The 23673-nt window shown below is 61.3% G+C and carries 26 protein-coding genes; 3 read left to right on the plus strand and 23 right to left on the minus strand.

The window, feature by feature from the left end; translation table 11 throughout:
* Positions 1-369: 369 nt before the first annotated feature.
* From K206_RS0105060 to K206_RS0105075, 4 genes are all read right to left on the minus strand, one after another.
* Positions 370-2694, minus strand: coding sequence for an AAA family ATPase (locus K206_RS0105060; RefSeq protein ID WP_029043254.1), 2325 nt, complete (start codon positions 2692-2694; stop codon positions 370-372).
* Positions 2682-3137: a hypothetical protein gene (locus K206_RS0105065; protein WP_020423678.1), complete on the minus strand. Its 456-nt coding sequence runs from the start codon at positions 3135-3137 to the stop codon at positions 2682-2684. The genes K206_RS0105060 and K206_RS0105065 overlap by 13 nt, the downstream gene beginning before the upstream one ends.
* Positions 3138-3351: 214 nt before the next feature.
* On the minus strand, positions 3352-4821 hold the full coding sequence (locus K206_RS0105070) for a metallophosphatase family protein (RefSeq protein WP_020201326.1): 1470 nt from the start codon (positions 4819-4821) through the stop codon (positions 3352-3354).
* Between the two features lie 22 nt (positions 4822-4843).
* On the minus strand, positions 4844-6148 hold the full coding sequence (locus K206_RS0105075; protein ID WP_020201327.1) for a hypothetical protein: 1305 nt from the start codon (positions 6146-6148) through the stop codon (positions 4844-4846).
* 888 nt (positions 6149-7036) lie between these two features.
* Here K206_RS0105075 and K206_RS42630 point away from each other — a divergent pair.
* Genes K206_RS42630 through K206_RS0105080 form a run of 3 tightly spaced genes read left to right on the plus strand, consistent with a single transcriptional unit; the run spans position 7037 to position 8615 of the window.
* Positions 7037-7678 (plus strand): AcaB family transcriptional regulator, encoded by a 642-nt coding sequence (locus K206_RS42630; RefSeq protein WP_155887951.1) that lies wholly within the window; start codon positions 7037-7039, stop codon positions 7676-7678.
* Positions 7675-8235, plus strand: a complete 561-nt coding sequence (locus K206_RS42635; RefSeq protein WP_155887952.1) for a hypothetical protein — start codon at positions 7675-7677, stop codon at positions 8233-8235. The genes K206_RS42630 and K206_RS42635 overlap by 4 nt, the downstream gene beginning before the upstream one ends.
* An 8-nt stretch (positions 8236-8243) precedes the next feature.
* Positions 8244-8615 (plus strand): polymer-forming cytoskeletal protein, encoded by a 372-nt coding sequence (locus K206_RS0105080; protein ID WP_020201328.1) that lies wholly within the window; start codon positions 8244-8246, stop codon positions 8613-8615.
* A 187-nt stretch (positions 8616-8802) separates the two neighbouring features.
* Here the strand turns inward: K206_RS0105080 and K206_RS37530 are convergent, their stop codons facing one another.
* The 19 genes from K206_RS37530 to K206_RS0105170 all read right to left on the minus strand — a co-directional run bounded on the left by K206_RS37530 (position 8803) and on the right by K206_RS0105170 (position 23644).
* Positions 8803-9186: a hypothetical protein gene (locus K206_RS37530; RefSeq protein ID WP_155887953.1), complete on the minus strand. Its 384-nt coding sequence runs from the start codon at positions 9184-9186 to the stop codon at positions 8803-8805.
* Between the two features lie 273 nt (positions 9187-9459).
* On the minus strand, positions 9460-10428 hold the full coding sequence (locus K206_RS0105090; protein ID WP_020201330.1) for a DUF932 domain-containing protein: 969 nt from the start codon (positions 10426-10428) through the stop codon (positions 9460-9462).
* Between the two features lie 448 nt (positions 10429-10876).
* Entirely contained in the window at positions 10877-12439 is a 1563-nt protein-coding gene (locus tag K206_RS0105095; protein WP_020201331.1) for a hypothetical protein, read from the minus strand.
* A 65-nt stretch (positions 12440-12504) separates the two neighbouring features.
* Positions 12505-12894 (minus strand): hypothetical protein, encoded by a 390-nt coding sequence (locus K206_RS0105100; RefSeq protein WP_020201332.1) that lies wholly within the window; start codon positions 12892-12894, stop codon positions 12505-12507.
* A gap of 222 nt (positions 12895-13116) precedes the next feature.
* Entirely contained in the window at positions 13117-13593 is a 477-nt protein-coding gene (locus K206_RS42640) for a hypothetical protein (protein ID WP_155887954.1), read from the minus strand.
* Between the two features lie 2 nt (positions 13594-13595).
* Entirely contained in the window at positions 13596-13976 is a 381-nt protein-coding gene (locus tag K206_RS0105110) for a hypothetical protein (protein ID WP_029043257.1), read from the minus strand.
* A 174-nt stretch (positions 13977-14150) separates the two neighbouring features.
* A complete protein-coding gene (locus K206_RS0105115; RefSeq protein WP_155887955.1) occupies positions 14151-14552 on the minus strand; it encodes a hypothetical protein in 402 nt (133 codons plus the stop codon).
* An 81-nt stretch (positions 14553-14633) separates the two neighbouring features.
* A complete protein-coding gene (locus K206_RS0105120; protein WP_029043258.1) occupies positions 14634-15107 on the minus strand; it encodes a membrane protein in 474 nt (157 codons plus the stop codon).
* Positions 15108-15288: 181 nt separating this feature from the next.
* On the minus strand, positions 15289-15651 hold the full coding sequence (locus K206_RS0105125) for a hypothetical protein (RefSeq protein WP_020201337.1): 363 nt from the start codon (positions 15649-15651) through the stop codon (positions 15289-15291).
* Between the two features lie 114 nt (positions 15652-15765).
* Positions 15766-16560: a PRTRC system ThiF family protein gene (locus K206_RS0105130; protein ID WP_020201338.1), complete on the minus strand. Its 795-nt coding sequence runs from the start codon at positions 16558-16560 to the stop codon at positions 15766-15768.
* Entirely contained in the window at positions 16557-17201 is a 645-nt protein-coding gene (locus K206_RS0105135; RefSeq protein ID WP_020201339.1) for a PRTRC system protein A, read from the minus strand. Before K206_RS0105135 ends, K206_RS0105130 begins: the two co-directional genes overlap by 4 nt.
* A 3-nt stretch (positions 17202-17204) precedes the next feature.
* Positions 17205-17927 carry a PRTRC system protein B gene (locus tag K206_RS0105140; protein WP_029043259.1) on the minus strand — a complete coding sequence of 241 codons (723 nt, stop codon included), beginning with the start codon at positions 17925-17927 and terminating at the stop codon, positions 17205-17207.
* 9 nt (positions 17928-17936) lie between these two features.
* Positions 17937-19070: a PRTRC system protein F gene (locus tag K206_RS0105145; protein WP_081651323.1), complete on the minus strand. Its 1134-nt coding sequence runs from the start codon at positions 19068-19070 to the stop codon at positions 17937-17939.
* A gap of 109 nt (positions 19071-19179) precedes the next feature.
* Positions 19180-19389 (minus strand): PRTRC system protein C, encoded by a 210-nt coding sequence (locus K206_RS0105155; RefSeq protein WP_020201343.1) that lies wholly within the window; start codon positions 19387-19389, stop codon positions 19180-19182.
* 9 nt (positions 19390-19398) lie between these two features.
* The gene (locus tag K206_RS0105160; protein ID WP_020201344.1) at positions 19399-19842 is read right to left on the minus strand and encodes a PRTRC system protein E; all 444 of its coding nucleotides are present in this window, start codon (positions 19840-19842) and stop codon (positions 19399-19401) included.
* Positions 19843-19903: 61 nt separating this feature from the next.
* Entirely contained in the window at positions 19904-21565 is a 1662-nt protein-coding gene (locus K206_RS0105165) for a PRTRC system ParB family protein (protein ID WP_020201345.1), read from the minus strand.
* Positions 21566-21817: 252 nt separating this feature from the next.
* On the minus strand, positions 21818-22333 hold the full coding sequence (locus K206_RS42645; RefSeq protein WP_155887956.1) for a hypothetical protein: 516 nt from the start codon (positions 22331-22333) through the stop codon (positions 21818-21820).
* Between the two features lie 2 nt (positions 22334-22335).
* On the minus strand, positions 22336-22560 hold the full coding sequence (locus K206_RS42650; RefSeq protein WP_020423681.1) for a hypothetical protein: 225 nt from the start codon (positions 22558-22560) through the stop codon (positions 22336-22338).
* Positions 22561-22726: 166 nt separating this feature from the next.
* Complete coding sequence (locus K206_RS0105170; RefSeq protein WP_020423682.1) at positions 22727-23644, minus strand: N-6 DNA methylase; 918 nt, start codon at positions 23642-23644, stop codon at positions 22727-22729.
* Between the last annotated feature and the right edge of the window lie 29 nt (positions 23645-23673).

A 23673-nucleotide genomic window follows, 5' to 3' on the forward strand; every position in this document is an offset into this window, starting at 1 on the left:
GCGCCATGCATTGAAGAAGAGCGCGCTATAGCGTGTCGGCATTCGGCAGCGCGCCGGCGTGGTATTCAACAACCAGCCGAGCCGCGGCCGCTTTGGGCGCCTTGTTCGGCTGCGGTTTTGGCGAAGGGAAAATTTCCGCGGCCGCCCACAGAGCAAGAAGCAAGAGCACAAGGATGAGAGGGAATTTCATGAAAGGGGAAAGGAGGACGGAGCAGCCCCGATGGGGTATGCCCCATCGGGTTGGTCAATACGCTCGCCCGCGAGGGCTCCCACGTCGATCACGGCATCCGCTTCCTCAACAGCATCGGAAGCGGGAAAATAAGTGAAAGCCCATCTCAAATGAGATAGGCTTTCTGGTTGATGGCTGGCTCAATGCAGAGCCAGAGCAACAACATCGATCACTGCATCGGCCTCGTCCACAAGATCCGGGGTCTGGCTGATAAAGAACTCTCGCTCGTACCCGCCAACCCGGAGCACTTCGCGCTTCATTTGCATGAAGGCGCGCTTTCGCTCCGAGTCCAACGGCCCGTCGGCTTCGTCCGTGAACAACGTCTGGAATGGCTGTTGTGCATCCTGCGCCCGGTAGAGCGCAATCCCGCGCGTCAGACACTCGTTGATCCAGACCTTCTGCCCGCCCGACATCACCGAAACCTCTTTCGTGCTGTCGTTGTCAGCGTCGATCACCTCGATGGAGAACCCTTCGCGCTTCTCTCCGTTGGCCAACTCCGTCTGCGTCTGAATGGCGATCGTGAATCGCGGTCCGTAGCAGCCCAGCAGCAGGTCATTGACGATCTTCGCGATGGCCGGGCCAGCGTCATCGATGGACAACGCAATCACGCCGTCGTTGCCCAAGCCTTTTGCCAGCAGCTTCCATTGCGCGATCTCGTCCGATAGCACCTGCGCCTTGCTTTCCAATGCTCCCAGGTCGGTAAGCTCGGCCTCCAGGCGGGCGCGATCGGCCGCGACCCCGCTCTGCCGGCGAATCAGTGTTTCGATGGCGCCATCGAGTGCCACGGTGGCCTCCCGGCCAGCCCTGATACGACGATCCAAGTCCACCAGCATGCCAGTGACATCGTCGGTCGCCAATGTCGCGACTTCCCGACGTACCGCAACTAGTTGCGCCTCCATATCGGCGGTATCACGCTGGTATCGAGTGAGGCGCTCGGAGTCGTCAGTCCTCAGAACCAACATGTCACGCTGTGCGTTCGCGAGGTTGTCGCGTGCGGCATCGAGAAGAGGCTTTCTTGCGGCAAGGGCCCCCAAGCGCTGGATCTCCTGCTGGTCCCTGGCAATGCCCTGTTGCAGCATTGCCTGTGCAGTGCGTGCGGCAGGTAGCCCTGCAACGACTGCATCCGTCGCTTTGAGAGCATCCTGCTTCTCCCTGTAGCTCGTCCGCAGCCCACTCACCTGCACCGCTTGTTCGCCCAGTTTGAGCCGGGCGTCCCGCGCTTGCGCGAGTAGAGGGCACGTGGCGTGCATCGGCTGTTCGTGACAGGGAACCGTCTCGATCACCGAGGCCTGCGCCTTCAACGACTTGGCCAGCTGCGCAGCAACCGTCCCGCGCTGCTCTAGTCCTTGCAGCTCCGCCGCCAGTGTGGCGCGGCGGACCTGAACGGCTTCCAGCTTCGCAAGGTCGACCTGACCGGCTTCCAGCTCCGCCTGCTTCCGGCCGACGGCCATCTGCAACGCATCGCGCTGCTCGCCAGCGGCAAGAATCGCACCCGACTGGTCGAGCACAGCATTGGCAGTAGAGACCGACTTTTCCAACTCCTTGAGGCGGGCACTGGCACGTGCTCTTGCCTGCTGCTCGTCCGCAACGACGCGGGCACCGCGCGCGGTCAGTTCGCCCTCTCGCTGCTTCAACTCACGAAGCCTCGCCTCCGCGCCGGCAGAAGCGGTCTGCTTGGCGGCAAGCGTCGCGCGCTCTTGCTGCAGCTTCTCCGATGCTTGCAACTGCCCGGATCGCTGCTCCCGCTTGCGCGTCAATGCGTTGTCAATTTCGCCAATCTCCGTGGCCATCGCATGTGTCACTTCCCGCTTGCCCGTGAGGACCAGCATATCGCGCTGCAAGCCGTCGAGTGCCCTGCCGAGTTCCTTTGCCACCTCACCGGCCTTCGCCGACAGGTCGCGCAGGTGGTCGATGCCGAGCAGCTCCGCGAGGAGCTTCTTGATCTCGCTCGCCTGGTAGCTGGAAAGCGGACGCCGACTCTGAGCCGAGAACACACTCGTAAAGAACGCTTCCGGCGAACCGAGAACGGCCTCGAGGCAGCGGTTGTATGTGTCGGCCTTACCGTCCGACACTGTGCCGTCCGGCATCTGCACGGGCACCCAGTCATCCGCGGCCGACTTCTCGAACAAGTAATACTCTGCCTTCCGGCTCTTGCCCGGGTTGCGAAATGCGAACGCCGAACGGTACGTCTTTCCGCCGTGCTCCCACTCCAGATCCTTCTCCGCGCGCGGAGCGCAAAGGTGATCCCAGTACGAAAAGCCATCTGCCGACATCTTGGTTGCGTGGCTCGGCATGATCGGGTACGGATGCAGGTTGTCCATGATCGTGGTCTTGCCTGCCCCGTTAGGCCCAACAATCGCAATCAGCCCCTTCGGCAGGCTAGTGAGATCGACTGTCACGCTGTCGCGATGCATGCCATCGCGCACTCCGTGAAAACCAGCAAGGGTCAGCTTCAGTGGACGCATGGCGCATCCTCCAGCGACACCGACTGCAGGTAGTCGGGCGGCAGCTCGAGAGTGTTCTCGTCGAGCGCGTCCAGGACGGGGGGCGCGTCGTATTCAGGCATGCCAGCAATCGCCCGCTCCAGAGAGCGAACGGCCGCAGCAAACTGCCCATGCGCCATCGCCTGCAGTGCGTTCCAGTCATCGCAGCCCGACAGGGCCTTGAGTTCCATCGCGCTCCACTGGCTTGCATAACCATTCGAGAACGACCAGAGCAAGTCCTGAATCTCCTTGGACGGTGCCACAGACAACCAGGTGGTGCCGCCCTCGGTGTGAAGCACCATCACCAGCATATGGGCGCGTACCGCGACCACGGCACCACGATTCGGTCCGAACGGCTGGAACTGCGCGCCGCGAACGAAACTGTGATTGTCACAAAGGCGGGCGACCAGATCGGCCTGTGTCATTGCAACTTCAAATGTTCGGGCCCACTCGGGTCCTGCGTGATATAGGATCATGCTGCACTCCTGGTAGTGACGGAGTGCGCCCCGGACGGGAAGCACCCGTCGGGGTAGATGGAAAGAAAATGGGTACTGCAGTCGATGCGTCGGCGACGCGGGGTAAAACCATTTTTCGACAACCCTTGCGGCTGTCGGAACATGGCTCATGCACGTTCTAGGGTTAGGCGGCTTCGGCCGCAAACAGATCGTCGGACAACCACTCCAGCTGCGGCGGATGGGCTGCAGCGATGGGCTCCGCGCCCAGGTCCGGGAGATTGGCGGGCTGGTCGGCCGGCACCGTGCTCTCCTGCTCCTCCAGCAACGCAGTGGTCGCTGTGAGTCCACTCAACACGCTATCCGCAATCGCCTTTGCATCGAGCCGCTCGAGCTGCGACAGGCGATCGACGACCGGTGTGGCGTCAACACCCACCAGTTCGCTCCACCGCACCAATTTCTCGGCGAGAGTCACGGTCCGGCTTATGCCTTCCGCGCGGCTACGCACAGCTGGCAAGATCCGAGCTTCAATCTTGACCTCGGCACTGGCAGCGAAAAGGGCCTGAATCGCTTCGCGATCGACAAGCTGACGGTGCTCTTCGTTGATCGTCCAACGAATGCGGACAAACTTGCCCATTGCGTCGGCGGCCATTTCGGCAAGCCGCTGCATATCCGGTGGCCCGTCAAAATCCACGCAGATCGTTTCCCGAGCCGGCGTCGTGATCAACTCAGCCGTCGCGCGGCCGGGTTCGATGTTCCAGCGCAGGAAACCCTTCGCGCCGATCTCGCCGTAGTGGAAGCGACCAATGGAACCTGGATACGCCACCACCCTGCCCTCCCGCTCCCATTGCTGGGCCCGGTGGATGTGACCGAGCATGAACGCATCGCACTCTGCATCGAACAGCGCCCCAATCGAGAACTCGTGATCGAAGCCAGCCATCGGCACGCCGTGCTCGGTCTCGCAGCCGTTCACGGTGCCGTGCGAGACCCCGATCGTGCGAACGCCCCACTCCCGCACCTGGCGGTTGATCGCGCCCGCCGCCTTGAGATAGGCAGCGAGATAACCACCAACAGCAGTAGCGGCATCCGCGATTCCCGCGGTCGCGGCCAGCGTCGCTTTGTTGACCGTCGGCACGCACGTAAAGATCACCTCCGGCATGCCGTGCTGCGCAAGCAAGACGTCAAGCTCGGCCGGACTGAACGCGGCGTCATCCGACGGCACGAACACCGAGCCGCACAGCGCCACTTGATGAATCCGGTCCGCGACATATACCGGGTGCTGGGCATCGATCAATCGGAGCAGATCGAGCGTGCCGGGTGGCTCATGACTGAACGTGCCCTGCAGCATGAGAATCGGGCAGTGTCGTGAGAGCTGGTGGACACGCCGCGCCAGTGCCGCGAATGCCGGTGCGTGGACTTCGAGACGATGATCGGTCGCATCACCCGAGAAGACAGCAACCTGACAGGCGTCGCCGATCGCACGCTCCAACCCGAACGCAAGGCAACGATCCGACTCGACCAGGTTCGCCGGCGAGTAATGCAAATCCGAGAAATGCGCAACGCGCAGTGCATTGCCATGCATGACAAACTCCAGAATGGGAAGTGCCGACAGGCCGGCGAGGAAAAAGGAAAAGGGAAGCCAGAAGGCTTCCCTCATCGAGGCCGGCGAGCGCCGGAGATTAAACGGACACGTCGCGCGCGATTGCAGCCAACTTCTCGCGGAACGCGATTGGGTTGGCCAACCCGGCGCGCATGTCTTCAAGCAGCCGATGCACATCGGCCGGCCGCTTCGTCCAGCCGGTGCCGAAGGATGCCTGCGCAAAGGCTTTGAGTTGCGCACGCGAGGCATCGCCCCGCAGACCCAGGCGTGCCACCAAGTCATCGAACTGGCTTGTGACATCGTCCGGATCGGGATGTGCCGTGGACTCGCCGCGGCTTTGCAAGGTGTCAACCACGGGGGATTCCGCCGCCGACACACTACCTTCGCCGCTGTTGAGAGCCACCTCCGAGCCCGCAGGGCCTTCTAGAGCTGCAGCGGCCTCCGTTGCTGCCTGGAGGTGGCCGGGGTGCGGTCGATCGGAGCCGTCTAGCAGCGCCCCGATATCGATTTCAGCATCAAGCGTGATGAGCCACTGGCGCTGTCGCGTCGGCAGTCCATCCTCGCCGATCCGGCTGACCTCGACCTCGGTCTTCGACACCCAGAACTCGACGCCACTCAGCTTGCCGCGCGCAAGCGAGACCGTTTGCATCGCGGCATGCGCTTTCTGGAGAACGTAGATCGACGTCGTCGGGAGTTCGATGAGACCGAGGCCCTTGATCTTGACGACCGCGAACAGAAAGGAGGCAGAGAGACTGCAGCCGCCGCTCTGGTACTGTGGGCACTCCTGAGGGTCACAAAGGCCATCGGGAATGTCGCTATCCTGGCGGAGGATCACCGAGCGGCCGCCCCAGACCCGCTTGGCGCGGTTCGAGCGGTCGTTCTTCGGCACCGGCGCATAGGTCTTGCAGTACCGCAAACCGTCCGGCCCATATTCGGAGAAGAACTGCCTTCCGCTCCCGGTCCAAGCGATCAGCTGGTTCGGCATGTTCTGCAGCCAGTCGTCGAAGGCGAAGATCACCGGGAAGCGCCAGAGACGCCTGCCGTTCCCATCGCCACGATCCTCGCCATACAGGTCGAGGATCTCCCGCGCGACATCCGGGTTCGAAAAATCCGATCCACGGCACGTGAAGTACGGCGTGTTCTTGGGAACCAGTGCATTGCGAAGGCTCGTCTTGCGTTCGATCTCCGCGCCGATGGCCTCGAACGACTTACCCTGCGCGAGCAAGGCGTCGTGAATCTTGACCGCCTGCTCGTTCTCACGTGCCTTGCGCGTCAGGACCTTGATGCCAGGCCGGATCTTACCAATGATCGGCGGCCGGGATGGACGTTCGTCTAAGATGCTTCGGCAGTGCCCGAAGTCGTTGTAGGTAATGGGGGATTGCATGCTGCTCTCCTGTCGAGGTATCGAACGACGTTCGCATGGATCGACGCAGCATGCTCCCGGAGGCGCAGAGCTACATCGGCCCCGCGCTGGGTCGCTACTTGGGAAAGGAAGGCCGCGCGAGCGGCTTCCGGAAGGCTGGCGACATGTGCCGCCTCACAAAGACTGCGCCATGCGTTTGGCATTTCGACATAGTCGACGCGCCGGCGCTGAAGCGTTGCCGCGATGGCGGCGGAAATCTCGGAGTTCTGGTGCATGATATCTCCCGAATGCGAGGCCTCTCACAAACAAAAAAGCTCGCTCCGGTAACGCCGGTAGCGAGCTGTTTGTCGAGAAACCTGCAGCCACGCCCCTTCCGGGGGCGTGGCTTACAGGGAGCGGCGCGCGAATGCGCACTGCTCATGCTTGGGACGTAAAGTCGCCCCGTGCAGCATGTTCACGCTGCACAACAACCCATTTGCGAACCCACAGGTTCGGCCGCAGGTTCACGGATCAGCCAACGACGGCCGGTCTGCCTAGGAGGGGCCTTGAGAGAGACGCCACATGGTCCCAGGCTCGAACGGTGTCACGCGTGCACTCATAGGAGGCACAGACGTAGACGCGTTTTACAAGCTGACGATGGGAAGTGCTCGGCGAAAGCACTTATCAAGAGAGGATTCCACACCAGTAGCCAACTGGTCGGAGCATGCGCGAGGCACGGCTTGGTACAAAGGGATGGACTCGCCAGGAGTCAGAGTCGATGCGTCGGTGACGCAGGGTGTGAGTGAATTCTGTCACACGATCTCGATTGTGGATTACCGAAAGCTCGCAAATTTCGTATAGCTTTCGTTAAAAATTGCTGTCAGTTCTTGTCCGACAATTGCTCGCGAGAGAGAACGCGGAAACCTGGACATGCTTGAAGACCCAATAGCGGTTAGATCGGAATCCGAAAGGGATCACGACGTCGATGGAAGAGGATCAGGTCAAGTCGCCGGCGATGCCCCGCCGAAGGACGGTGGCCTGCGGACGATCGAACGTTTCAATAGTGATGATCGGATCGCCAGAATTGTCCCTGATACTGCGGCCGGTGCGACCGCGACGTATTACTCTACGTTCGCGCGCGATTTCCTTGATGCCAACTTCTATTACTGCTCGGCAAAGTTCAGCGTCGGCCGCGGCGGAAAGGTCAAAGCACTCGACCTCGCGTTTCGGGAGGCAGAAGACTGGTTCGAGTCGAGTCTGGCCGATTGGGAAGTGCGAAATCAGATCCAATTTGCTGTGGCTTCGCGCGAGATCCCGGTAAAGATCACGCATCCGCTCGCAGGACGTCTTCTTCGATTGATCCGCCAGTACGACAGACTGTTTTCCATTTCTCTATTTTGTAGCGCGGCAAGATCCGTGTCCGGCACCGAGCGTGAGCAGGTTCTCAGTGCCGCCGCTCGGCAAATCTCTCGGATTCACCGCCTATGCATCCCCGATAACGACAAGTACGCGCCGGACGGCTCTCGTCTGCCGACTCCGACCAATCCCGATACCACGGAAAAGACAGCATGAAGCTCCGCGAGATTGAACAGATGCACCAGCAGTATGCAAGACCCGCGATCACGATCGATATCCCTGCTGAGGACTCAAAAGGACTGTGGCCAGTCGCCGGCCCCGCTCGCTTGTCCGATCGGGAAGGCATCCAGAAGAGCAAGCTCGAACAATACATTCGAGTCGCTGCCCTTCTTGCTGTCGGCGCCGGGATTGCTCTCTTCGGTGGTCGTTTAGTCGCTATGGCTACCAAGTCCGCCGCGGCGCCCGTTACGACCGTGGCGCCCACCCCATCCCCGGACGAAACCAAGGCGGTGGCACCGGCAGCAACGCCGAGCACGTCGGAACAGTGGCCAACTGCTACAGCCGAACCGGCAGCTATCCAGCCTCCGGCGCAACCGGTTGGTACTGCACGTGATACCGAGTCCAAGTCGGCCGCGAGTGAAGTCGGTATCGTCGGCAAGCCGGCCGCGGTCACACCGACGAAAAGCACTTCGTCCGTACCCTCCAGTCCAGCCAGGCCCAGCTCGAGGCCGGAGAAGGTCGGCCCCCCCCCCGCAGAGATCAAACTTTTCTGAGAACCTACATGGACAACACACCGAATTTCAGCCTAATCCAGGCTGGACTGTGCATTCACGGGGATCTCGTGAGCGACCACGGCATCACCTGCATGGGGATCATCGATGGTGACGTGTCGTCGTCGAGCGGGCTTGTTCACATAGCACGGGGCGCGGTGATTCGGGGCAGCGTCGAAGGAGAGCATGTGGTAGTCGATGGTGTCGTCGAAGGCGAAGTGAAAGCGCGCACTTCGCTGTTGGTCAACGGGCGCGTAATGGCGAGGATCTTCTACGGCGGTACGATTCGCCTTGGGATCGAGGCTGACTTGGAAGGTACAACGATCTCCCGGGTTCCCTCGGTCGCCTACGCTGGGCCACCGACTGCAGCCGTCGAGTCATAGACGAAGGTTCAATATCACGATATCGAGTTGCTCCCGGAAAGCTCACATTTCGGTATCGCCTTTCGTGCGTGGCCGCGACCACATTGTCGGTCGAGCCCCTATGCCCCACCCCTCACGATTCCTTCGAGACTGCCAGAGACCTGAGCCTCTGAACAAAAAAGAGCCCGACAGGACGTCGGGCTTTTTTTCAGGTTAGCTCTCGTAGTGAGAATATCTCGGCCTGGCTGAACACACCTGGCATGGTGATCCATGGATAGACTCGGCCCACGTCCTGGTCGACGAAGGATATGTACGGGAAGCCGTCGTCGAGCAAGCAGCGGAATACGCGGCGCTTGCCGTCGGCGTCACGGATCTCGTAGGTCGCACCGTGGCGCAACTCGAATACCGTGGTACCCAGACGATATCTCGCCGAGCTTGGGGGGCCGGCAAGACTTCGAGAGTCCATCCACATATCGTAGCTTGGAGCTGCGGCCCCACCAGAGTAGGACTCACAGTCAGACAGCCACGTCAAGTAGAGCAGGGAAAACCGCTCCTTTGGAAAATCTTGCAGGTCGATCGGTCGATCTGGCATGAGTCGCTCCGCGACCCGCTGCTTGGCGAGATGCCCCAGATCCCCATTTGCCTTCCGGTACTCCAGAGATGTGCGAACGTGCACCAGCAGTTGATGAAGCAGCCACCCTAGGCAGCCGATGAAAGTGGGGTTAGTCGTCATAGCAACGGGGGAAAAAAAACCCCGGACTCAGCCGGGGATAGATACGGATCGCCTCAACACACCAATGCAACGGCGCTAAGGCGGTCAGACTTAAGGGCTCAACAGCCCGAGGAGTTGATGGTGGGCACTAGTTCATGCGTCCACCAGCTCAATTGCACTGTTCCACGCCAGCTGCTTCAGGTAGGCGCCTGCACCGAACCAGGCGGCGTCGAGCCGATGGCCTGGCGTGCGAGTGCGACGATGGTGGTCGACGTACTCGGTAACGCTGTTCACCAGGCCCCACGCCGTGCCATCCGACGAGCGCATGGTCGAGCCCTTACCGGCACCGTTGAAGAGCTCCAGGACCGATTTCATGGCCCGGTCGTTGGTCACGAGCGCGCTGCTGCCCGCGGACTGCGTCGCCGGATAGCTCAGCACACGTTGGAAGAACCGCTCGACCTCCGCACTGCTGACCTCGCGGCTGGCCAACGCTTCCATTCGAACCTTGAAGGCTTCCCATGAGGAGGTGGCAATGCCGAGTTGGTCTTTCACCGCACGTGCATCGAATTGGCTGCGATGGGGCACCTTTACCGCCCCGCGGCCGTTGCCCAGCGCAATCTGCAGGGTGTTGTTGCAGACCACGCGAACAGACGTGAATTGCGCCGTGGTGGCCAGCGACCCGTCGCATGCGGTAGCGAGCAGCAGGTAGCCTTTGACCTCGTCGCCGCCGGCGAGCGCAGCGCTCTGCCCGGTACGGGCGAGCGCCCAGAGCTTGCGCCCTTCCTTGAGCACGCCTGCTGTCTCGAGCTGGTAGCCGCCCATCTCCGTTAAGTCACGGTAAAACTCGAGAATCTCGGCCGGCTGGACCACCTGGTAGCGCTTCGACACCACCGACAGCGGCACCTTGGTATCCGAGCGATACAACACCTTCTGCCGGTCGAACGCCTTCAGCGTATCGAGTTCGTCGGTCTCGGAGCGAAAGCGTACCTTGGACTCCTCAATGCGCCAGTTCATGCCGGCGTGCTCCGCCCAGACTTCGAGCGGTTGATTCGGTTCGAGACGTTGGCCCAGCCCGTGCCAAGGGGTGGCGTTCACGTAAGCCATCGATTCAACGAGATGCATATGATTCTCCTTCGGGAAAAGTGGAGGCGCGGCGCGGACTGGGTCCGGTCGCGGGGAAAAGCTTTTTGGTGAGGATGGAAGCCGCGGAACTGACGTCTGCGGATAGATGACGCGACGCAATGCCGCAGGAAGGGCAAGCCCGCTAGAAGCAGCGAAGGTAGAGCTAGGGGAGCATGTTGGTCATGGGTGAGAACAGCTAACCCACGAAGGCCGTCCCAACCAGGGAGCGGGCCCTGGCGGGAGGATCAAGAGATGGCCGGCTGGTGCCGGCACGGGGTCGATGCGTCGAGGACGCGGATAAAAATGTGTTTGGACTGACGCTGCTCAGTGCAAACACATCTCAGGAAGGAAGCGTAAGGCCTGGCAAACTTTGTTGGGCGGTGAAAGCTCGCGATTTCGTCGTGTGTATTGAAGAAATGCCCCCAGCCGCAAGGCCGGGGGACAAGCATCAAGCCGCGAAGATTTCCGGCTGCGCCAGTTGCTCAAGGCGCGCGCGAGCATAGGCCAGCGTACCGTCCTTCGCACGAAGCCGGCGCGAGACGCGCTTTCCCGGGTTCTGGAAGCGATACTCACGGGCGTTGCCGCGGGCCATGTCAACGATCTCGGAGAACCCCTCCGCAATGCAAAACTCCACGTATTCACGGCCGTTCATGGTCCGCCCGCCTTCAATACGCCATTGGGAAGCTTCCGCCTGCTCACGGACTCTGTCGAAGTCGCTGGCAGCGCGGCGTTGCGCACGCTCAGCGGATGTCTCCGCTTCCCAGCGCTCCTGCTCCGCTTCGGAGAAATCGCACATGGCGAAGATTCGGCGCCGGCGGACAGCCGCGGTGCATTGCAGCAGGTCCACGCCGATCACGTCGCGGATCGCCCGCTTCGACTGGGCGTTCAGGTCTTTCGGACCATCGAGGATCTCGAGGAGCGTGGCGACGTTGCGCTGCAGGACGGCCAGCGCGACCCGGTTCGACCACTCGTAGCCGGCGCTGGCGCGCTCGACGACCGCTGCCCGCGCCTGGTAGTCGAACTCGCGCTGAGTGATCTTGAACGCCTCGCGCTCTGCTCGCGCGCGCGACATCCATACCTCGAACCGACGCTGCGTCGTCTCGTGGTGGATGCGAGCCGCCAGATCCGTTGCCGGCTTGGCTGAATCGCCTTGCGGAAGGCGCAATGCCGACGGCATGCGCGGAGGCAAGATTCCCGCCTCGAACAGGGCATCGTCGACGTGGATATAGGTGCAATCGTCCGGGAGCCGCCGCATGATGCCGACCAGCCTGCCCGCGTTGGCCGCCGTTATAGCCAGCTTCTCGATGTGCATCACGTTGCAGAGTTGCCGTAACTTCTCTTCGGGGAGTGCGCCACGGAGGGCTGGCACATCGATGAGCGCCCGCATCCATTGCAGACCGAAGCGACCGAATGACGAATCATCGCGATAGGCATTGATGACGCACTCGCGCACTTTGTCACCACGCAACAGCGCGTAGGCGATGTGCACTTCGTGCCTGGCATTGGGGCCCTGGTTCCGGCTGTATGCAGGGCCGTTGACGCCATAGCCAAAGCGATTGTGAAATTCGCCATGCACGTACGCTGCGATATCGAAGGGCCCTTGCTCCTCGAAAAGGTCGGCGGCCTGAAACAGCGGGCCTGCCTCGCCCCGCGACATGTCGATGGCCTCTTCGGGGAAGTAGCCAAGACGACCTGCCGCGACGACCGCGCCCCACGACGCGCGACTCATCTCGTGAGGACGGCGCACGCCGCCGTTCACGCGAACAATGAACTGGTCGACCTCGTCGATCATCATGCTAAGAATGGATCTCGCGGTGCCAGACGGCCGGACACCGAACCGCCCCTCTTTGAGTTGCACCACGGGGATTTCGCCGCGCTCGATGTGACGGACGGCGATCTGGTCGAGTTGGATGGGCGCGCGCGGTGTGCGCTCGCGATTGAGGTACTCGAGCACGCCGGCGAGCGTCGTGCACGGATCAGCACGGTCGGTGCCGATATGAATGAGGTACATGCTGGTGCTCCGAAATGGGAGCACGCCCCACCCGGGACGTGCCCCGGATGGGTGGTGGAGAAAGATCAGGTGTGGGCCGGTTGGCATTGCTGGCGGCGCTGAGGTACGAACGACCGTGCAGTAGCCAGCGATGCCAGCAGTTCAGGGCATGCGATGCGCCACAGGGCACCGCGGCCGTAGCCGACCTCGGTCCAGCGGCCGGTTTCGACGAATTTGCCGCTGTCGAGGAAGGCCTGTTTCAGGTCAGCCGGCAGGTTCCAGTCCGCCGCCACCAGGATCTCGTCATCAGCCAGGTCGGCAGACGGCAGGTTCACGGTAAGAGCGCCGTAAGGCATGCCGTCATCCGCGCACTTGAGCGTGATGGCCGCGCGCAGGTTGGACTGGTAGAGACTGACGTGCATGTGCACACCGGCCGGGTAGCTGGCCAAGCCTGCACCGTAGACCATTTTGTTCATGGGGAAAGCTCCTGTTGGATGGAGCCGCCCCATCGGGACGGCACCCGAATGGGGACACAAAAAAAAACGCACCCCGAGGGGTGCGTTCATGGATGCTGTCGGCGCAAACACGCCGACGGTGAATCAGGGACGGTCAGTCCTTGTGGTAATTCCGACCGCGCTCGTTGATCCACAGGAAGTAGGCGCCCAGAACGAGCGAACCCACGAATACGATGAGGCCAGTCATTGCCGTTCTCCTTGTGAAAGTACTGCGCCGATGCAAAATAATACAACGGCTCCGGCGAAGAGCAGTGTTGCATTCGCGATTTCCCCCGACGCCCAGGCTGCGTGCCCTGACGTATAGGTGATTGCGCCCACCAGAGAAGCCGCACTTAACGTGTGAAGGAAGCGGCCATACTGCAGCCTCTGGTCCTTCGACGGGTTAAAAAGTGCGTTATAAATACCTTTTGACCAGCCCCGACGCTGAACACTTGCGCGATCCACCCGATACGAAGCCTGGCTGGATCGAACCAACGGGTACTGGTATCCATTGTCGATCAGCAACAGCACGTAGCGGTCGCCCTGGTCGATCGCATCGTCACGGATATCAAGAACCCGAGTTGGCAGCGTCACCGTGTTCGAGTCGCGGTCGTAGTGCACCGCGCACGTCAGCTCGTCGCCGTTAGTGGTCTTCAACACCACCTTTGCAAGGGCGGTCATCGCTAGCTCCTACGACCGGCCACAACACGCAGGGCCCCAAGCAGGCTCGCGTAGCCTTCCTTCGAGCCGAAGCTCTCTAGGCTGACGGCGTTGTCGCGGCCACCGGTATGGTCCTGGCGGCCACGGCACGTGCGGAACGACATCAGCGCCGTCGACCGTGCAGTGGAATGCTCAATCTGTACGCAAAGAGAAACGGACTGGAGCGTGAAGACCTCCGCCTGGTGGTGGGGCCGCCGGCGGGCCAGGATCGTGTAGTCGCGTTGACGCAATGCCAGATCTCCGGCGACGCGGCGCAGCACGCGGCAGGCATCCTTCCGGAGGACCTGACAGGCGGCAGGGTTCGAGGGAATGTGAGGTTGGATAAGGGATTTGGGAAGTTTCATGGGGAGTCCAAATGGAACCGGGACACCCCTTCCCAACGGGACGAGTGTCCCGCGATGGGTTGTGGCTGGTATGGACCAGCCGGGTTTCGATGCGTCTGCGACGCGATCAAAAGCGTTTGCCGAACCGTCAGCGGTTGGGCAAGCCCTCTTGGGCTTGTAGGAGTTGGCCGGGAATCAGGCGATATCGAGCATGGTTGAGATTGCACAGGCAACGGCCCAGGCTTGCTTCGACGAGAGCGTCTTGGCCTTCAGCAGCTTCTGAGCGCTTGTTGCCAGACTGGGGACTTTGCCCAAGTGACAGATCCAGTCAATGTAGACATGCCAGCCCTCGGACCAACCTCGGTGGACCGATACCGCCAGCCGATCACGCGCCGGGACGGTCGGCCACAGTCTGCTGCACAAGGGACCAAATGTCGCCTCATTCGGGTCGTCCAGGAAATTGGCAGGAATGAGCCATTCGGGTTCGATTTCGGTGCCGCGCAACTGGCGATTGATCTCGCTGGCGACCTGTTCGATCGTCATGTGGTCGGTGGCGATGGGGGCGAAGGTGGGCTTACCCTCGACTGTCAGGGTCATGATGAGCTCCGTGTCCGCGAAGGCCCCCACGCGGAGGGCCCGCGCGGGGGATGTGAATGGGATGGGGACCGATTGGCCCAATCAACGCGTGAGACGATAGCCGCCGCTGGCAGACACGAGGAACAGCTGCTCTCCGGGGACGAACTGCTGGTCTGCATCTTGCGTCACGACAACCTGGCGGCCACTGTCCGTACGGACAATGACCTCCACGCCCGCGCGACGAGACATGCGATCGGCGATGACTTGAACGATCGCGGCCGAGGCAGTGCCAGACAAGGCGCTGGCCACGTAGCGGCCGTTGCCGCTGCCGATGGCGCCAGCACCGAGCACCGCACCGATCAGCCCGCCGACGGCCCCGGGAATACCGGAGCTCGCCGACATAAAGCCGTCATTGCCAGTGATGGTCACACTGCGAACACGGAGCACGGTGACCGTCTCCGCGGAGCCGGTGCGCAGCGCTTCGCTGCCGCGATAGACGTTCGGAGACGTCTGCTGCGCGGCGCAGCCGGTGAAAACAAAGAAGCAGAGGGAAATCAGGAAGAAACGCTTGAACATGATGGCCTCGAAATGAAAATGGGCCAACATGCCCACGGGCAGGAAGGCCCGTGGTGGGAGGAAAACAGATGTCCGGCTAAAAAGTCGGAAAGGTCGATGCGTCTCAGACGCGATAGGTCTGGTTATTCTAACAGTCCATTTTCTGTTTGTGGGACCAATGTTCAGTCGGACAGCACTGAGGTCAGATCTCGCTGTTTGCCGCGGCGGGCTCGCCGGCCTCTGCAAGCTGCCAGCACCAACTGTCGCCGATCAGATACAAGTCCACAGCCCGGCCGTCGATAACGCGCGCGACCTGCGGACACCACAGCTGGTCCTCCCCATCCTCCATGCGAAAGACCTGGGCAACCTCGTCGAAAGCCAAACTCGGCATGGCAGCACATAGCGCCATCCCGTCTTCGAGAGAGAACAGCGGAACAGGGAACCCGTTCCAGAGTGCCCCATCCCAGTATGCGCCAATCGCGAAGTCGTCCGGCAGCCAGTCTCCGGTCACGTAGACACGACGGAATACCAGCTCGGTACCACTGCGGGTGGGCGAAATTTGCATGTCAGACTCCTAGTGGGAGTGCTGGAGCAGACGCCCGCCGGGCGACCTGCCCCAGCGGGTGGAAAATTCGAGTGATGCGATGCCAGAGATGCGGTGCGTCCAAGCCGTAGCGTGTCAACCCTTCTTGGTGCGCTTGCGCGGCGCGGGCACGTAGGGCTTGTAACCAAACCGTTCCCAAGCTGCGAGGTCGATTGGCAGCGAGCTGTTACGCCCCGTCTCGAGGTTCACGAATACGCCCGAATACTTCAACGTCCCTGTGCGGAACAACGTCCATAGCAGGTTGAATGCCTGCACCGAAATCGCCTGGTTGATGACCAGCGACTGCTTGCGCAGCGCGTCCGCCATCGAGCAGGACGGGGCGGTATCGGCCCTGTCTCCGGCCGGGTCAATGAGGTCTGGAAAGAGATCACCGACGTGAGGCAGCCGGTAAGCAATCCTCTTGCCAACCTGTCCCAGTACAACCTGGCCTCGGTCCGTCTCGTTGCCACAGTCGAGGTAATAGCCGTTGCGTCCGTTCACCATGCCGCTGAGGACCGATTTGCGAGCACGGCGCGTATCGACGCACCCGATCACCAGGTCATGATGGAATCGGGTGCGACTATCCACACGGCAGGTCTGCGCTTCCCAGCGCGTACCCATCAACATATTGAGGCGACTTACCAGCAACGTCGCCTTGTACTGTCCGACGTCGCAGGGGTAGAAGCCCTGCCGCCCCACGTTCGTCTCGCTGACCGTGTCGTCATCGAATACAGTGCATTCGATACCACCAGGGTGCCCGAGCTCCACCATCGCGTGGTGCAGCCGCGCCAGACTGGGCAGCAGCGCACTGCCTGTCCCCCCGGCGCCGACAACCGCAACTGACCAAGCGCGCGTGGTCATCTCCGTCGGAATCGTGTGAGTCACCGTCATACTGCAGGCTCCTCGCGACGCGCAGCACGGTACCATTCAGCCGGTATCCGCTCCACTTCCTCCAGAATGCCCTTGGCGCATAGTCGCAACGCCATAGAAGGCGTCGCTGCGGTGCAATTGCCGAGAACGAACGCGAACTTCACGTCGTATCGATCGTCCGCGTTGTCCGTGGTCGAGAAGAATGCCGGCAGCCGACCATGGGAGTGCAGATCCATCACGAGCGATTCTGCAGGTGCCAGCTTCGGACGCTCATAATCCAGGTGACCCGGGCCGTGGCTCAGGATCTTGACCGGCACAAGGCTGAAGCGCGTGCCCTCGCTGTTCCAGACGATCCAGGCACCGACCTCGTTCGGCATCGCATCGGCAGCAAGCTTTGCGAAGTCGCCGACCAGATCGGCAGGGATGCGCCCGCAGAGCAAGTCCGTGGTCTCCTCGACGGCTCCGTAAGGAACATCCGTTGGCACGCGATACTCTGCAATGCGACGCACGATCCGGATCCATGGTCGACGTGCTTCCAAGAAGATGCCATTGGCTGCGGCGATCAGCCGTTCGCCGTTCGCCTCCAAGGGCGACAACTCGGCGAAGCGCGGTGCCATCACAGTCGGAAGAGATTGCTGCAAGGTACGATCCATCGGGTGCATAGGTCAGCCTCCTTTCGCACCTGCGAGCAACTGCCCCAGCGTACGATTCATGGGAACAAGGACTTCCTTCGGATAGCTCTGAAATCGGCCATCGAGCATGTCGCGCCAGAAGGCATAAACACCGTTTTCGTATGCGACACGTTGACGGCCGTGGTTGGGGTGGGTGAATGCGGAACTGAAAAACGCCCGTTCCCATCCCTCGACGGAGGCCACGTCAACCTGTTTCGGGACATGTGCCGAACCAATGCAGATACTCCCATCGTCCCACGTGTTGAAGTAAGGCGGCTCGTACAGCGCCGTCTCCGGCGTCGGCCGCATGTCCTCGGCCACGGCAAACACCGAGAAGCCATTCCATGCGGCGCGGAAGACAAGCCCCGGATGCGGAACAACCGCGGACCGATTGCCGAGTTCCGCGCAGTCCATGAACACCCGCCGGTTCGCCGGAGCGCACCACCAGGTGATCGCGTCCTGATTCACCGACAGAATCGTCGGCGGCAGGAACTCCCCCTTAGGCAATGCGTTCTCAGCGACCTGCTTCAGTGCATGAAGCAAGGCGCGACGATTGAGCGGCACGGCCACATCCAGCATCGGCCGGCCCGTCGCCGGGTCAGCTTTGATGCTGTGAGCGGTCGCATAGGTAAAAGTCCCACGCTCCGGCCCATAAAGCACGATGGCTCCTTTCGGAGCCACTTCGTGGGTTCGTGATGCAGAAACAAAGGTGCTCAAGATTGGCTCCTAATCAGATATCAAAGTGAGTAGATGATCCAGCCGTCCGATAACTTCCAGCGCTTGCGACCACTGCCGAAACTGCGACTGAATCGCTTTCGGCGTACCTGCAATGGGCACATAGGCTTGGTAAGCGGTGAACTCGCCAGACTGACTGGCCATCTCATAATGGTCATCCAGTAGCTCGCCCACGTAGTCGTCGTCGCGGGTATAGAGGATCGTTGCGGCACTGTAGGCTGGGTCAGCCCAAATGCCTTCGATCAGAGGCCCTTTCGGCGTCCCGCGCATCGCGACTCTCAGGTCGAGGATCGCGATGCAGAGCTTGCGCACGTCGCCCTTGGTCTTCGCAGCCACAATTCGAAGCGCCGTATCGCTCATTGGCCGCCAGCGCTTTGCCCGCTTCTGACGAAGCCACCACGGCAGTACATCGTCCGGCGCCATGCTCGCCCTCACCGCGGACGGCAGGTGCCGGGCGATCGTCTCAGTGTCACCTTCATAGTGACATTCAAGATATTCGCGCGCCGTCTCATCATCGGCAGTGGGGTCGTACTCCCACCACCAGCGAGCGTACATGTCAAGAAGCTCGTCTGGCGTGCGCAGATAGAGTGTCTTCCCAGCGGCTTCGTCGATGACTGACATCGCCGTCGGCAAGAGATCCTTGTGCGTCGCGCGCAAGGCTTCGGCACGCGTGGTCCCGATTGCAAAGTAGCTATTCTCCGGCAATTCGATCGCGAGATAGAGGTCGTCGGTGAAGACATCCACCTCGTCACGATAGGACAGCGAATCACAAGCGCTACTGCGATCGAACAGATCGACGTTGAACGTCATCCGTTGACAGTGCGGCATCCTGCGCTTGAACCAGGCGAACAGCGCCTGTGCAAAGGCATCGCCCGCATTGCGCGCGTCCTTGACATCGGCCGCGCGGAGAGGACCGCACTCGAAATGCAACCGTGCGAGCGCAGAATAGTCCGCGTCCTGAGGAAACACGACCGTCCCAGAGGACGGGACTGAAGCCTTCAGCGAAGGCAGGGTCAGAACAGCATGGGCAGCGCAGCGTTCGGCACGATCAGGGTGTCTGTTTGACGACCACTCCTCCCCTTGAATTGCGAGCTCCGCATCAACTGGTCGAGGATCGAACAGCATGCTTCCATCTCCTTGTCGGAAGAAAAAACCGCCCTTTCGGGCGGCGAGTTTTTGGCAAGGGACTCGACGGGTTCCGCCAATGCCCTCATCAGATCACGATGACGCATGGTCACCCCTTGGCGCCGGCGGCGCGGACAAACTCGTAACGGCCGACGTCTCCCTCAACCACCACGCCCTCGACAGCGGCTGTCGTGAGCTCGGGATACTGCGCCGTGTACATATCGCGCACCTGGTCGGGTGTGAAATCCGCCCCAGGATCTGGCAGCATCACGCCGTTGTAGACGAACTTGCGAGTGAGCTTCTTGACTTCGATCGCCATGACACCTCCTTACAGCAAGCTGGCCAGGTCAGTACCAGACGACCCGGCCTGTACGGGGGCGGGCGCCGACGAGACATCGGAATCACGGTCTTCACCGTCATCCGAATCGTCATCATCCGCGTTGCTGCCCTGGGCTGATGACGCGCTCGGTTTTGCAATCGCCTTGGTCGCCTTCGCCGACTGCGAAGCCTTGGCGGCGTCGAGAATCAGACTGGTGGCCTCGGCTTGCTCAGTCAACGACCGATGCGACTCGGTGACGGCCCGGACAGCCGCGGCGAAACCCTCGTCAAGCTCGACCGGTGTTGCCTTGAGCGCCAGTGGCGTCGTGAGCGCACCGTCGATTGCCGTCTTCGCGACCGGTGCAACGACGACACTCATCTCGTCGCCGACCATCGTCAGCGTGAGAACCAACTTATCGCTCGCGCGAACGAGCGGAACCAGTTCCTGGAACATAGGTGAATCCTTTTGGGGAATGTATAAGGGAATACCGAGGCGCGGAACGCGCCCGGATGGATCAGTAGCAAAGAACCTTGGGGATCTTGCCGTTGTAGTCGAAGCCGTCGACCGCCACGAGGCCGTCGATCACTTCGGACTTGGACTTGTTGAACAGCTTGCCGAAGCCATCGCCGAGCACCTTGCGGATGCCCATCTCGTCGGCCAGCACCTTCATCTCCGACTTCGTGAGCAACTCCAGGAAATCTTTCGACTTCTGGAGATTCCAGTGCTGTCGCAGATCGAGCTGGTGGTACTTGCAAAGGCTCCTGAGATTGTCGATGTCCATACCATCAATGGCCGCGACCGCCATGCCGACGGTCAGCATCTGTCGCCTCTCCTGCGCGACATCTGCTACGACGCCGAGGTTCTTCGCGAGGTCCGTTGCCGGCTTCTCATCGACGACCTTCTCGAAGATCTTCCCGAAATGGTCCGCCGTGATATTGCGGGCCAGACCGGTCATCGCAGCAGCCAGCAGGTAGTGATTCGCCACATCCGGTTTGGAGCCGACCTCACGCCTCAAGGCTTTGCGCCAGAGGGCATAGCGGTAGGACTTCACACGCTCAGATTCGCTAATCGATGTGACCGGCTTCTCAGCCGGGCCAGAGGCTTTCTCATCTTTGCCGGCGGGAGCCGATTTGCCCGCCTTCGGCGGTTTGGCCGCTGCTGCCTGCGCATCCTTCTCCGCCTTCAGACGCGCTGCCACCATCTTCTGGTTGCAAACGGTATCGAAGCACTGGCCACTGAACACGCGGCCGAGAGAATCTGGCAGGCCGCTGACCGCGGCGCCGAACTTGTTGCAGGCATGACAGGCCTTTGCCTGCGCCTCGCCGACGCCCGTAGCGCCCTCCACCACCAGCTGCACTCGGGTATGGTTGTCGCCCGCGCGAACGATCCGCACCACTGGATACTCGTCCTTGAGACCGTATGCGATGCCCTCGAGCGTCTTGTCGGTCTTTTCGGTATAGCAGGTGCGATTGGTGCAATTGCCGGTGGCGATCGCCTCGGCAAACATCTCCGTTTGCAACGAAGAGTTATGCGGGCAGGCCGCGCAATCCATCTTGTCGAAGATGGCCCTGTCGAGATTGCACGCGGCGCTCTCGATGGTTTTCTTCAACTCGGCGACCGTCTTCTTCTCCGTAATGATCACGGGAAGCAGCTTGTCCTGGCTGGCCTTGGCCAGCGTAGCAAGCAGTTCGGCGTGGCCGAGCTGGATCTTGCGTTCGTTGAGCGCTTCCAGCACCGGCGGGCTGCAGTTCATGAGCGCCAAGCGCTTGTCGAGGGTGGAACGCGACCAGCCCAGCCTGCGTGCAGCTTCGTCTCGATCGCCTTGGGCGATGCCAACGATCCTTGCCGCGGCGATCGCCTCCTCCGACGGTGCCATGTCGGCCCGTTGGATGTTCTCGATGAGGGCCAGCGCGTCCGCTTCGTCGTCAGTCAACTCCCTGATCGTCACCGGCATGTCGTAATCGGCACCGTGCGCCTCCATCGCGCCGCGGTATCGATACTCACCGGCTACCAGCTCAAAGTCGGCATCATGATCGTCGACAGGGCGGACGAGCACCGGCTGAATGACACCGTGAACCTTGATGGACGCGGTGCGCTCCGCCAACTGCACGGGGTCGAAATATTGGCGGGGGTTACGGCCGCGACGGATACGGCCCAGCTTTACGGTGGTTTGCATTTTTGGGTTCTCGCAAGGAAATGGGAACCCGTGCCGCATCGGGAACATGGTTCCCGATGGGATGAAGAGGATTGCAGCGCGTCAGGCGAGCCGACGGCGGCGGTACAGCAAAAGCTTTGGCACCAAAAGGGCCGGGGTCGATGCGTCTCAGACGCGGTAGTTGGCAAGAGAATACTGTAAAGAGTGGCTTCGACGCAAGAGATGTGAACGACCGTTCCAAGGCCGTACCGGGACGGAAAAATCGCAGCCCGCTCAGCCCTCATCTGCTATCGGCACGGACAGTCTATGCTGCGAGCCATCGTCGTCATTTACCGGACGCATTACGTAGCGATAGCTCATACCTCGAATGGCGGCGCCATTATTCCCCTCACTCACGAGCGCTTCTGCCAAGCGTTCGTCGGTGACGTCTGCACGAGCCAAGGTGCGGTCGCCGTTCGAGTCAACACGCCCGATGTGGTATCCGACGGTGCGCCCGGTAGATGTCACCCCGATCTCTTGCACCGAAGCATCCTGCACTTCTCGCTCGGCTAGAATGGTCGAACGAACTGCGTCGCGAAAATCAAACGGCGTAACACTCGGCGGCAGCAGCCCTTCAAGGATGATCCAGTCGCCGATGCGCTCGGCGAGCGCGTCTGCCGGGGCTGTCGAGTAGACAATATCGGATCGCATCAAGGCAGCCAAGACAGCCAGTTGTCCTCGGCGCGATAGGTTAAACCGTCGCGCCAAGGCATCACTGGCTTCCACAAGTCTGGGGTCAGTTTGGGCCATGGTCAGGCATCCTCGTATCCGGCTTTTCGGTACTGCCGGGCAACCAAGGCGTTTACCGATACCATCACCGCGAGGCCGGCGATCACCCCGATCATGCACGCGACCGTGTCCGAGAGCCCGAGCCGCCTTGCGCCAACTATCACTGCTAGTGCCGCTGGGCCCGCCAGAAGACTGCCACCGGTCGAAACATGCACCACCCGACTGTTCTTCCTGAACGACATACCCATCGTGTCTCCAAAAAAAATGGCCCTCCGAAGAGGGCCTGAGTCATCGTTGAGAGAGAGACCCGGTAGCGGGGACGCCACCGAGATCAATCGTAAATCGAGGAACTGGCGAGGAGATCGCCGAAAGCTCACCAATTTCTAGTAGCTTTCGGAATTCCTTCGCCGAACTCTAGAAGAGTGCGAGCTGGTCATCTGGCACGAACACCCTGAAGGCGATCGCCGGTGCCGAGACGAGCGCTCGAGGCTCGGACGCGACTCCAACCGTCCCGGGCTCGACCAAGGGGTATGCTGCCTCGTCGACCACGTCTTCCGATATATCGTCGGTCAGCATTGGAGCATCAGCTTCACCATCTTGCCGGTGCCGCCTCAGCTTGCGCCCCCAGCCGCCCAGGATGTGAGCCGGAGTAAACCAGCGACTCCAGGACTCACCCGTCAAGCCATTCCCGTGAATGACGATGCCCGGGATATGCAGCAACGCCATCTGCAGATAGGTCATGTGGACGCATCTCGGATCGATGTCGATACATGTGGCATGCATGGCCTGCTGATGGTTCAGCCCGGCGTCATGCAAAGCGTCAGCGCATGCGATTACCATGCCGCCAGCGCCGCAGGTCGGCTCGAGGAGGGTCACGAACCCATCACGCTCGACAAATGGCTTGCCATCACCGATCGTCATCCGGGCCATGGTTCGCGAGACCGAGTACGGAGTGAAGAACTGGCCCGTGCCGCTGTTGCCCAGATCCAGCATCATGAAAGTCTGGCCAAGGATGTCTCCCAGGCCGTCTCCGCTCGGCACCCAGGTCTGGACTCGCTCCTCGAACACCAGGGTCAGTGCGCCAAGCATCTCGGGAAAGAGAGTCAGTTCGTCACGACCGTATTTCTTCGCAACCGCGAGATAGCGCTCCTCTCGCTCCTCGAAGTGATGACGGTCGACAGCATTGCTGATCGCCAGTGCCGACATTTCGACGAAATCGGAAAACACTTCATGCATGGCATGGCGGCGTCCGACAACGTTGAACATGCCGAGCAGCGCCTTATGCGGCTCGCTCGCGTCTTGATACAGGCGGCGCTTGGCGGCTTTACTCATGCGCGCCCCGACGCAGAAACGGGTACGCT

The sequence above is a fragment of the Cupriavidus sp. WS genome (assembly GCF_000395345.1).
GTDB lineage: Bacteria > Pseudomonadota > Gammaproteobacteria > Burkholderiales > Burkholderiaceae > Cupriavidus > Cupriavidus basilensis_B.